This is a genomic window from Azospirillum sp. CT11-132, from assembly GCF_047302835.1.
Taxonomy (GTDB): Bacteria; Pseudomonadota; Alphaproteobacteria; order Azospirillales; family Azospirillaceae; genus Azospirillum.
The window spans coordinates 422421-433723 of record NZ_JBGLZA010000009.1 but is presented as its reverse complement, the minus strand read 5'-3'; the positions used below and the strand labels follow the sequence as shown (position 1 = coordinate 433723).

The 11303-nt window shown below is 69.1% G+C and carries 10 protein-coding genes and 1 pseudogene; 5 read left to right on the top strand and 6 right to left on the bottom strand.

Features of this window, described 5'->3' with window-relative positions; all coding sequences use genetic code 11:
* Positions 1-336: 336 nt before the first annotated feature.
* The 4 genes and pseudogenes from ACCD06_RS33615 to hisG form a co-directional block, all read right to left on the bottom strand.
* Positions 337-786, bottom strand: a pseudogene (locus ACCD06_RS33615) (low molecular weight phosphatase family protein); the annotation flags it as partial.
* A gap of 16 nt (positions 787-802) precedes the next feature.
* A complete protein-coding gene (locus tag ACCD06_RS33610) occupies positions 803-1288 on the bottom strand; it encodes a UPF0262 family protein (RefSeq protein ID WP_109073224.1) in 486 nt (161 codons plus the stop codon).
* 21 nt (positions 1289-1309) lie between these two features.
* Complete coding sequence (gene hisD / locus ACCD06_RS33605) at positions 1310-2614, bottom strand: histidinol dehydrogenase (protein WP_413346736.1); 1305 nt, start codon at positions 2612-2614, stop codon at positions 1310-1312.
* Complete coding sequence (hisG, locus tag ACCD06_RS33600; protein WP_413346734.1) at positions 2598-3368, bottom strand: ATP phosphoribosyltransferase; 771 nt, start codon at positions 3366-3368, stop codon at positions 2598-2600. Before hisG ends, hisD begins: the two co-directional genes overlap by 17 nt.
* 465 nt (positions 3369-3833) lie before the next feature.
* Between hisG and ACCD06_RS33595 the strand changes: the two genes are divergently transcribed.
* Genes ACCD06_RS33595 through ACCD06_RS33575 form a run of 5 tightly spaced genes read left to right on the top strand, consistent with a single transcriptional unit; the run spans position 3834 to position 7425 of the window.
* Positions 3834-4034 carry a hypothetical protein gene (locus ACCD06_RS33595; protein ID WP_045583820.1) on the top strand — a complete coding sequence of 67 codons (201 nt, stop codon included), beginning with the start codon at positions 3834-3836 and terminating at the stop codon, positions 4032-4034.
* Between the two features lie 36 nt (positions 4035-4070).
* Positions 4071-4850: a MetQ/NlpA family ABC transporter substrate-binding protein gene (locus tag ACCD06_RS33590; protein WP_413346731.1), complete on the top strand. Its 780-nt coding sequence runs from the start codon at positions 4071-4073 to the stop codon at positions 4848-4850.
* A gap of 44 nt (positions 4851-4894) precedes the next feature.
* Positions 4895-5947, top strand: coding sequence for a methionine ABC transporter ATP-binding protein (locus ACCD06_RS33585; protein ID WP_413347011.1), 1053 nt, complete (start codon positions 4895-4897; stop codon positions 5945-5947).
* Positions 5925-6593, top strand: coding sequence for a methionine ABC transporter permease (locus ACCD06_RS33580; protein WP_109073227.1), 669 nt, complete (start codon positions 5925-5927; stop codon positions 6591-6593). Before ACCD06_RS33585 ends, ACCD06_RS33580 begins: the two co-directional genes overlap by 23 nt.
* A gap of 40 nt (positions 6594-6633) precedes the next feature.
* On the top strand, positions 6634-7425 hold the full coding sequence (locus ACCD06_RS33575; RefSeq protein WP_136701158.1) for a MetQ/NlpA family ABC transporter substrate-binding protein: 792 nt from the start codon (positions 6634-6636) through the stop codon (positions 7423-7425).
* On the opposite strand, the gene ACCD06_RS33570 is transcribed toward ACCD06_RS33575, so the two are convergent.
* Positions 7397-7624 (bottom strand): hypothetical protein, encoded by a 228-nt coding sequence (locus ACCD06_RS33570; protein WP_413346729.1) that lies wholly within the window; start codon positions 7622-7624, stop codon positions 7397-7399. The two genes, ACCD06_RS33575 and ACCD06_RS33570, sit on opposite strands and share 29 nt — an antisense overlap.
* A 47-nt stretch (positions 7625-7671) precedes the next feature.
* Complete coding sequence (locus ACCD06_RS33565) at positions 7672-11226, bottom strand: tetratricopeptide repeat protein (RefSeq protein WP_413346727.1); 3555 nt, start codon at positions 11224-11226, stop codon at positions 7672-7674.
* Positions 11227-11303: the final 77 nt, after the last annotated feature.

Genomic DNA, 11303 nt, shown 5'->3' with positions numbered 1-11303 from the left:
ACGCTCCCGACCCTAAGGCAAGCGCCGCAGGCGCGTTAGCGAATGACCCCAAGCTCAAACAACACTGGCGCAAGGATGTCACATGTCAGACTTGCCCCAGACGCGGCAGGTTGCAGGAATACCCAAATTACTGACCGACCATGCCGTGTGGCGGCCTGCGGCAGAAGACGCGAACGCGGCCGGTGAGGCCTCGCTGAAGTGCGATCAGGGCAGGTCCAGGCTGGACCGGCTGGAACGTCGAAGGCACGGCATGGTCGGACGGCTGGAGCTCGGCTGGAACCCCGCTTCGAACGGCAGCTCGGCATGGAACGACCAGCTCCGTCGAGCTCGCAGGTCAGGGAGCGCACTGGCTGCCGCCGCCAGCAGGCCGTCGCGGACCTGCCGGTAGGCTTCCAGCATGGCGTCGCGGGTGCCGTCGACCAGGGTGGGGTCGAAGGTGTTCCAGAACTCCACGTCGCAGGCCATGGTGCGCGTCATCTCGATGGCGCGGTGCTGCGCCTCGGGCGACAGCGAGACGATCAGGTCGAAATTGGTGTCTTCCAGATCCTCGAAGGTGCGGCAGCGGTGCTTGGACAGGTCGATGCCGATCTCCTCCATCACCGCGACGGCGAAGGGATCGACCTCGTCGCCCTCGCGGACGCCGACCGAATCCACATAGACGCGGGTGCCGTGGTAATGGCGCATCATCGCCGCCGCCATCGGCGAACGGATCATGTTGTAGGTACAGGCGAACAATACGCTCGTGACCGGCAGGGATGTGAGGACCGGGGTCGCCGCCATGGCCATGCGCCGCCCGTGCCCGTCAGCCGCGAATGTGCAGAACGCAGATCAGCGTGAACAGCCGGCGCGCGGTCTGCAGGTCCATCTCCACCTTGCCGGCCAGACGTTCGCGCAGCATCTCGGACCCCTCGTTGTGCAGGCCGCGGCGGCCCATGTCGATGGCCTCGATCTGCGAGGGCGTCGACCGCTTGATGGCGGCGTAATAGCTCTCGCAGATCAGGAAATAGTCCCGCACGATCGAGCGGAAGCCGGTGATCGGCAACATCAGCCGGTCGAGCACGCTGTCGTCCTCGCGCCGAATGTCGAAGACCAGCCGGTTGTCCTCGATCGACAGGTGCAGGTGGTACGGCCCGTCCTCCGCGAAGTCGCAGGGGCAGAACTCGTTGTCCTCCAGCAGGTCGAAGATGGCGACGGCGCGCTCATGCTCGACCTCCGGCTTGTGGCGGACGACACTCCGCTCGTCGAGCGTCACATGGGTGATGCGCCGCTTGCTCTTCGCCGTCGTCACGCCCCGCCTCCCCCGCTGTCGTTAGTCTTTGTAGCCCGGCAGCCGCTGCGCGACGGAGCGCGCATGCGCCTCCAGCCCTTCGGCCATCGCCAGCGTCACCGCCGCCGGGCCGATGGCCCGCAGGCTGTCGGCGTCGCAGGCGACGAAGGTCGTCCGCTTCATGAAGTCCAGCACGTTGAGGCCGGAGGAGAAGCGGGCGCTGCGCGCCGTCGGCAGCACATGGTTGGGACCTGCGACGTAATCGCCGATGGCCTCCGGCGTGTAGCGGCCGAGGAAGATGGCGCCGGCATTGCGGATCTTGGCCGCCAGCGCGTCCGGATCTTCGACGGCCAGTTCCAGATGCTCCGGCGCCAGCCGGTCGACCAGCGCCAGCGAATCGGCCGTCAGGTCGCCGACCAGCACGATGGCGCCATGCTCCCGCCAGCTTTCACCGGCGATCGCCGTGCGCGGCAGCGTCTCCAGATGCTTCTCCACCGCCGCGGCGACCGCGTCGGCGAAGGCGGCATCGTCGGTGATCAGGATCGACTGGGCTGAGGTGTCGTGTTCGGCTTGCGATAGCAGGTCCATGGCGATCCAAGCCGGATCGTTCTTCCCATCGGCGACCACCAGGATTTCCGACGGGCCGGCGATGCTGTCGATGCCGACGAGGCCGTAGACCTGCCGCTTGGCGGCGGCGACGAAGGCGTTGCCGGGGCCGACGATCTTGTCGACCGGCCGGATCGTCGCCGTGCCGTGGGCCAGCGCCGCGACCGCCTGGGCGCCGCCGATGCGGTAGATCTCGTCGATGCCGCAGCGCTTGGCCGCGGCCAGCACCAGCGGGTTGATCGCCCCATCCGGCGTCGGCACCACCATGACGACGCGCTCCACCCCGGCGACCTTGGCCGGCAAGGCGTTCATCAGCACCGACGACGGGTAGGAGGCGGTGCCGCCCGGCACATAGAGACCGACGGCGCCGACCGGCGTCCAGCGCGCGCCCAGCCGCACCCCGGCGGCGTCGCGGTAGTCGGTGACCTCCGGAATCTGGCGGCGGTGGAACTCCTCGATCCGCGCGGCCGCGAGGTCCAGCGCCTCCAGCGTCTCGGCCGAGCATTTCGCCGTGGCGGCATCGATCTCGTCCCGGCCGATGCGCAGGGTCTCGGGCGTCAGGGTCTGACGGTCCCAGCGGGCGGTGTAGTCGATCAGGGCGTCGTCGCCGCGCGTGCGCACCTGCTCGATCACACCGGCGACCAGGGTCTGGACATCCTCGCTGGCCTCACGCTTGGCGTGCAGCAGCGCCTCGAACCCGGCGGCGAAGTCCGCGTCGCGAATATCAAGCCTGACGGGCATTCACCGCCTCCCGGAACTTGTCGATCCACTGAGAAATCTCGGCCGTCCGCGTCTTGAAGGCGGCGCGGTTGACGATCAGGCGCGAGGTGACGTCGGCGATATGCTCCACCTCCACCAGCCCGTTGGCCTTCAGCGTCGAGCCGGTGGAGACCAGGTCGACGATGCGGCGGCACAGGCCCAGCGTCGGCGCCAGCTCCATCGCGCCGTTCAGCTTGACGCATTCGGCCTGGACGCCGCGGGCGGCGAAGTGGCGCTTGGTCACTTCCGGGTATTTGGTGGCGACGCGGACGTGGCTCCAGCGCGACGGATCGTCGCCCTCCATCATCTCCACCGGTTCGGCGACCGACAGCCGGCAGGCGCCGATGCCGAGGTCGAGCGGGGCGTAGATTTCCGGATAGTCGAATTCCATCAGCACGTCGTTGCCCGCCACGCCCAGATGGGCGGCGCCGAAGGCGACGAAGGTCGCCACGTCGAAGGAGCGGACACGGATGATGCTGAGGTTCGGCACATTGGTGGCGAAGCGCAGAAGCCGGCTCTTGTCGTCGTCGAAGGCCGGCTCCGGATGGATGCCGGCATGGGACAGCAGCGGGCGCAGTTCCTTCAGGATGCGGCCCTTGGGCAGGGCCAGCACCAGCTGGTCGTCAACCGGTGCGGCCACCGTGGCGGCCGTCACCCCTTGGAGACTGGGATCGGCGGACAAAACACTCTCCTCGCTTCGCTCGCCGGGGCGATGTGCATGCCCCGGATGAACCATCGACGCGATAGATAGCACATTCCACGCGCCCGTCACCTGTCGCTGTCGCGTCTGCGAGATTTTACGCGAGAATTCTGCCCAATACGGAATTTCACACAAAACCGAAAAATGAGTTTGACCAAACCCCATCGAAAGAGTAGATAAAAAACCCATGGACGCCCCACCGGGCATCCCGCGGCAATTTGACTTCTGCAGCTTGCGCCGCGTCACCAAACGCTAAAGCGCCACGATACCGGTCGTGGACCTCTTCAAGAAGGAGAGACCGGAATGACCTCGCGAGTTTCCGCTCCCCCATCCGTGCTTCGGACCGCGCCCCCGGCCTGCATGATGCGTTCGGGCCTGTGTTGCCGCTGACCTGCGGCACAACAACACAGCGCCCATCCCGCATATCCGCCAGTCCCGAACGCCGTTGCGCCGCCGCCCCGCCATGCCGAGGGCCAGCCGCGCCGAGGGGAGTCCTTCGCCATGTCCCACGCCAACGCCTACGCCATCGAAGTCCAAGGCCGCTCCGCCGGCATCGTCGTCGCCGAACGCGGCGGCTTCACCTTCTTCGTGTCCGATTGGGCTTTCCGCGATCTCGACCGCCGCGTCTTCCGCAATGTCGGACAGGCCCAGCGCGCCGCCCACCAGCATTACAGCCGGCTGCCCGACACCCGCCGCCGCTGACGACCCGCCGATCCAACGATTCCGAGGAAAGTCCCGATGAAACGCATCCTGATGTCGGTGGCGGTCGCCGCCGGCCTGCTGACCTCCGCCGCCTCCGCCGTCGCCGCTCCGCTGAAGCTCGGCGTTTCGGCCGGCCCCTATGGCGAGATCCTGGACTTCACCGCCAAGCTGGCCGCCAAGGAGGGCATCGAGGCGCAGGTGATCGAGTTCACCGACTGGAACATGCCGAACGCGGCACTCCAGGCCGGCGACATCGACGCCAACAACTTCCAGCACCAGCCCTTCCTGGATAATCAGGTGAAGCAGCGCAACTACGACATCGTCTCCGTCGCCAAGAGCGTCGTGGTGCCGATGGGCGTCTACAGCAGCAAGGTGAAGGCGCTGGCCGACCTGAAGCCGGGCGCGTCGGTGTCGATCCCCAACGACCCCACCAACGGCGCCCGTGCCCTGTTCCTGCTGGCCAGGGCCGGCGTGATCGGGCTGAAGGAGGGGGCGGGGCTGAACACCACCATCGCCGACGTCGTGAACCCGAAGGGCATCAAGCTGGTGGAGTTGGATGCGGCGCAGCTTCCGCGCTCGCTCGACGACGTGGATGCGTCGGTCATCACCCTCAACTATGCCGTGCTGGCCGGGCTGGAATCGAAGAAGGCGCTGGTGCTGGAGGATGACCAGTCCAAGTGGAACCTGGTGTGGGCGGTCCGCAAGGATCGCATGGAAGACCCGACGATCAAGCGCTTCATTGCGCTGTATCGTTCGCCCGAAGTGCGGCAGTTTATCGAAACGCGCTTCAACGGTTCCATCATTCCGACTTGGTGAAGGGGCTGGGGGGACGCAGGACGTCCCCCTTTGCCGAATAAATGATGATAACGCTAACAAACATTCACAAGACTTACGCCGCACGTGGCGGCGGGGCTTCGGTCCAGGCACTCGCCGACGTCGACATCACGGTCGGCCGCGGCGAGATCTTCGGCATCATCGGCCGGTCCGGCGCGGGGAAATCCACGCTGCTTCGCACGGTCAACCTGCTGGAAAGCCCGACTTCGGGCAGCGTCATGGTCGACGGGGTGGAGATGACCACCCTGTCCGCGGCGGAACTGCGGCAGGCCCGCCATTCCATCGGCATGATCTTCCAGCACTTCAACCTGCTGTCCTCGCGCACCGTCTTCGACAATGTGGCGCTGCCGCTGGAACTGGCCGGCATGGCCAGAGCGGAGATCCGCAAGGCGGTTGAGCCGCTGCTCGACCTCGTCGGGTTGGCCGACAAGCGCGACCGCTATCCGGCGGAACTGTCGGGCGGGCAGAAGCAGCGCGTCGGCATCGCACGCGCTCTCGCCAGCAAGCCGAAGGTGCTGCTGTCGGACGAGGCGACCTCGGCGCTCGATCCCGAGACGACGACGCAGATCCTGCATCTGCTGGCCGACATCAACCGGCGGCTGGGCCTGACCATCGTCCTCATCACCCACGAGATCGCCGTCATCAAGGAGATCTGCCACAAGGTGGCGGTGATGGAAGGCGGCCGGGTGATCGAACAGGGGCCGGTCTTCGACATCTTCGCCCACCCGAAGCACCCGACCACCCGCAGCTTCGTCGATCCCGTCATCAACCGCGGCATCCCCGACAGCCTGCGCGACAGGCTGTCGCCGCAGCCCGGCTTGGGGAGCAATCCGGTGCTGCGCATCACCTTCACCGGCGAGAAGGCGACCACCCCGGTCATCAGCGCCATCAGCCGCCAACTGGAGTTGGACCTGAACATCTGGCACGGCCAGATCGACGAAATCCAGGGCGCGCCCTTCGGCACGCTGGTGGTGGAGGCGCTGGGCGATCAGGCCAAGGTCGAGGCCGCCATGGCGCTGGTGAAAGAGAACAATCTGGGTGTCGAGGTGTTGGGCCATGCTCTCCCCGCAAATCATTGACCTGCTGATCAAGGGGCTGCTCGACACGCTGCACATGGTGGCGGTGTCGGGCGCCATCGGGACGCTGATCGGGCTGCCGATCGGCGTGATGCTGGCCGTCACCGGCCGGGGCGAGCTGCTGCAGAACTTCGCCTTCAACAAGGTGATGGGAGCGGTGGTCAACATGACCCGCTCCACCCCCTTCATCATCCTGGTGGTGGCGATCATTCCCTTCACCCGGCTGATCGCCGGCACCTCCATCGGCACCAATGCCGCCATCGTGCCGCTGACCGTCGCCGCCGCCCCCTTCATCGCCCGCGTCGTCGAGAATGCGGTGCGCGAGGTGGATCGCGGACTGGTCGAGGCGGCGCAGGCGATGGGCGCCACGCCGTTCCAGATCATCCGCAAGGTCCTGCTGCCGGAAGCCCTGCCGGGCATCGTCGCCGGCCTGACCCTGTCGGCGGTCAGCCTCGTCGGCTATTCGGCCATGGTCGGCGCGGTCGGTGGCGGCGGTCTGGGCGACCTCGGCATCCGCTACGGCTATCAGCGCTTCCTGCCGGAGGTGATGCTGGCGGTGGTGATCGTGCTGATCGTGCTGGTGCAGATCCTTCAGTCGACGGGCGACTGGATCGCCCGCCGCGTCAACAAACGCAATCTGAAATCCTGATCCCGAAATCCTGACACAAGAAACCCGAGGAGTGTTCGAGATGCTGCGCTTCCGTTCGCTGGCGTCATTGTTGGCCGGCGCCGCCACCCTGGCCGTCGCCTTCGGTGCATCTGCCGAAACCATCAAGGTCGGCGTCACCGCCGGTCCGCACGCCCAGATCCTGGAGGCGGTGAAGCCCATCGCCGCCAAGGACGGGCTGGACATCCAGATCATCGAGTTCACCGACTACGTTATCCCGAACCAGGCGCTGGCCGGCGGCGATCTGGACGCCAACAGCTTCCAGCACCAGCCCTATCTGGACAATCAGGTGAAGGACCGCGGTTTCGATCTGGTCAGCGTCGGCAAGACGGTGGTCTACCCGATCGGCATCTATTCCAAGAAGGTCAAGAGCCTGGACGAGCTGCAGTCCGGCGCCAAAGTCGCCATCCCCAACGACCCGACCAACGGCGGTCGCGTCCTGCTGCTGCTGCAGGCCAAGGGTCTGATCAAGCTGAAGGACGGCGGCACGCTGAAGGCCTCGCCGATCGACATCGTCGAGAACCCGAAGAAGCTGGAGATCGTCGAGCTGGACGCCGCCCAGCTGCCACGCTCGCTGGATGACGTGACCGTCGCCGCCATCAACACCAACTTCGCGCTGGAGGCCGGCATCGACCCGGTCAAGGATGCCATCGCCCGCGAGGCGGCGGACAGCCCCTATGCCAACGTCATCGCCGTCCGCAAGGCCGACAAGGACAAGCCCTGGGTCGCCAAGCTGGTGAAGGCCTACAACAGCCCGGAGGTGAAGGAGTTCATCCTCACCAAGTTCAAGAACGCCGTGGTTCCCGCGTTCTGAGAGCGTTGAGGGCACGCCCGGCGGCGCCCAGCGCGTCGCCGAGCGTTTCTCCCGGTCGCGGGCCGAACAGCCGCATCGACGGATACCAGGGCCGGCAGCCGGTGCCGAGCGCCGTCCAGTCCCCTGCCGGCCCGATCCGCCAGACCGGCAATCCCAGCGCGCCGGCCATCTCCGCCACCGACGTTCCGGCGGAGATCACCAGATCCAGCGCCGCCGTCAGGGCCGCCGCGCCGTCGAGGTCGTTCTTCAGGTGGAGCGGCGGGCGGTGGATCGTGATACCGAAGCGGTTTTCGGCGTCGGCGAGTTCGGCTTCGCAGTCGTCATATTGAAGGTTGATGAAGCGCAGGCCGGGCAGGGTGAGGATCGGCGCCCAGTCGGCCAGCGGGGCGTAGTTGGCATCGCGGAGCGCGGTGCGAAGGCTGCTGCGCCAGCAGAGGCCGATGGTGAGGGTGTCGCTTCTTGCGGAGTTAGCCCCCCACCTATCCTCCCCCGCTGGGCGGGGGAGGGACTGCCGCTGAACGCCGACAAAGCTCCTATCCCCTCCCCCGCCCAGCGGGGGAGGGGTAGGGTGGGGGCAAGTGTCTCCGGAAAGCCCACCCAACCACCCCCGCCACCGCTCCACCGCCGCCCCGTCCGCCCGCAGCCATCCCCCCGCGCCGGAAAGCCGCTCAGCCCCCAGCCCAGCAGCAAGGGCAGCGACCCCGCCGGAACGTGGCAGTCGGCGTCCACCGGATCCGCCGTCGCCGCGCGCACCACCGCCTGTGGGAAGGAGCGCGCGAACAGGTCCACCAGCCGCGGCTCGCATTCCAAAATCACCCGGCCGGCGCGCGCGATCAGGTCGGGGTAGCAGGCGCTGAACATCAGCTCGTCGCCCACCCCCTGTTCGCGCCAGACCAGCACGGTCTTTCCGGCCGGATCGCCGCCATCCCAGGCGGGAATGCGGAAGCGGCGGTCGGGCAGGGCCTGCCCGGCGGCGAATCGCGCCTCCAGCCCGGTCCAGCCGTCGGTGATCTCCCCGCGCGCCAGCGCCGCGTAACCGCGGTTGAAAGCGGCGAGCGTCAGGGTCGGGTCGTCCTCCACCGCCCGGCGATAGGCCGCGTCCGCCTCGGCCGGGCGGCCGGCGGCGTGCAGGGCATTGCCGAGATTGTAGCGCCAGTCGGCCCGCGCCGGCTCCAACGCCAGGGCACGGCCCCAGCCCTTCAGCGCGGCGTCGAGCCGGCCCTGCCGTTGCCGCAGGTCGGCCAGCCCGGCCCAGCCGGCGCCGGTGCCGGGGGCGAACAGGGTCACCCGCCACCAGGCCAGCCCGGCGGCATTGCCGTCGCCCGCCCGCTCCAACGCCAATGCGAGGTTGCCTAGCGTGCCGAGCTCGCCCGGCCGACCCTGGAGCGCCAGCCGCAGATGCGCCACCGCCTCGGCGGGGCGGTCGAGCGCCAGGGCCGCCAGTCCCAGATTGCTGGTCGCCGCCGGGTCGCCGGGTCGCAGGTGCAAGGCCCGGCCGGCGGCATGCTCCGCCTCGGCGGCATGGCCGGGGTCGCGCAGGGCATCGGCCGACAGGGCGGTCCAGGCCTCCGCCAGTGCCGGGTCGAGGGCGAGTGCCCGCTGGAAAAAGGGCAGGCCGTCGCTGCCCAGCGCCTGCCGCGCCAGCCCGGCATTGGACCAAAGCCCGGCATGGAAGGGGGCGAGGCGCCGCGCCGCGTCGGTCGCCTCCGCCGCCTCGGCCGCCGCGCCACGAGACAGGCGAAGGGCGCCGAGATTGCCGAGCGCCTCGACGTCGTCGGGGGCGAGCAGGGCGGCGGCCAGCCAGTCGGCCTCGGCGTCGGCCAGGGCGCCCATCTCCTGATGGGCCAGCGCGCGGCGCTTATGGCGGTCGGCGGTCGGCTCCACCGCGATGGCGCGGCTCAGCAGGGTGGCGGCGATGTCGGGGCGGCCGGCCTGATGGCCGAGCAGCGCGTAGCCCTCAAGCGCCGCCGGCACCTCGCCGCCCTGGTCTAGGATGCGTTGGTAAGCCTTCTCCGCCTCGGGCCAGCGGCCTGACTCATGAAGCGAGCGGGCTTCGGCAAGCCATTCATCAAAGGGCAAGGCAGGGACCAGCCGGCGCAACTCCGCAGCCATGCGCACCAGAACGTCGGGCAGGGTCTCGCCGGAGCGCGTGCTCCACAGCCGCATCGACGGGAACCAGGGCCGCACGCCGCTGCCCAGCGCCGTCCAGTCGCCGGCCGGGCCGAAGCGCCAGACCGGCACCCCCAGCGCGCCCGCCATCTCGCCGACCGAACTCGCCACCGTCACCACGAGGTCGAGGTTAGCGATCAGCGCGGCGACGCCCTCCAGATCGTTCTTCAGGTCGGTGCCGGGCCAGCGGTGGATGCGCAGGTCCAGTTTGGCCTCGACTGCGGCGATTTCCGCCTCGCGCCCGTCATATTGCAGGGTGACCGGGATCAGGCCGGGCAGGGTCAGCAGCGGCGCCCAGTCGGCGAGCGCGGTGTAGGAAGCCTTGCGCTCCCCCAGCATGTTCTGGCTGCCCCAGCAGATCCCGACGCGCAGACCCGGCCCCAGCGCCGCCAGCCGGTCAGCCCATGCTGCGGCGCGCGCCGGGTCGGGCGCCAGCCAGGACGGCCGGGCGGGAAAATCGGCCAGGGTGGAGCGCAGCAGACGGGGCAGCGTTCCCATCGGCAGATGGGCCTTGGCACCGGTGGCGGCACCGGTGGCGGCGTCCGTCGGGTCAGCCGTCTCCGCCCGCACCGTGACGCCGGGCAGGGCGCGGCCGACCAGTCCTGTCAGGCGGGCATCGACCTCCACCACCAGCGCCGCCGGCCCCAGCGTTGCGGCGAGGTCGGGCAGGGCGGTGCCGAACATCAGCTCGTCGCCCAGCCCCTGTTCGCGCCAGACCAGCAGGCGCCGGCCGGTCGCGCCATCCCAGGCCGGCAGGGCGATGTTGCGCCCGGCGGACACGCGGCGGGAGGCGAAGCGCGCCTCATACTCGTCCCACCCCTCCGCCAGCCGGCCGCGGCCGAGCAGCCGCAGGGCGAGGTTCCAGCGGGCCAACGCAAAGCCGGGGGCATGGACGAGAGCGTGGCGATAGAGCGCCTCCGCCTCCTCGCCGCGCCCCTGCGCCTCGCGCAGCAGGGCGAGATTCACCATCGTCTCGGCATCGCCGGGGGCGAGGCGCAGCGCTTCCAGATGCGCCGCCTCGGCCTCGCCGGTGCGGCCGGTCTCCTTCAGCACGACGCCGAGGTTGGTCAGGGCGGTGGCATGGCCGGGGTCGAGCCGCAGGGCATGGCGCAGCGCCGTTTCCGCCTCGCCATGGTCATCCTGCGCCCGCAGCAGCGTGCCGAGATTGGCCCAGGCCTCGGCATAGCCGGCGTCGAGGTCGAGCGCGCGGCGGTAATGGCGCGCGGCCTCCGCCAGCCGGTCCTGATCCTGCAGGGCGCTGCCCAGGCTGTTGTGCGCCTCCGCATAGGCCTCGCGCAGGGCGAGCGCCCGGCGGTATTCCGCCTCCGCCTCCGCCAGCCGGCCCAGCGCGTGGAGGGCGAGGCCGAGATTGGCATGCTGCTCCGCCATATTCGGGCGCCGGGCAATGGCCTGCCCGATCAGGCGGACGGCGTCGGCATCCTGCCTGCGCTGGTGGTGCAGCACACCCAGCAGGTGCAGCGCGTCGGCGTTGCCGCCATCGACCGCCAGCATGGCGCGATAGCCGCGCTCCGCCCCGTCCAGGTCCCCGGCGCGGTGGTGGGCCAGCGCCTCGCGCAGGAGGGCGGCCAGTCTGGTGGAGACGGCTCTGGCGGGGGCTGCGGGTGGCGGCATGAGCGAGGGGCGCCAAGGGAAGGAACGGGCCATTTCGATAGCATGAATCGGCCGGGCGGCGCGCAGGCAAAATCCCG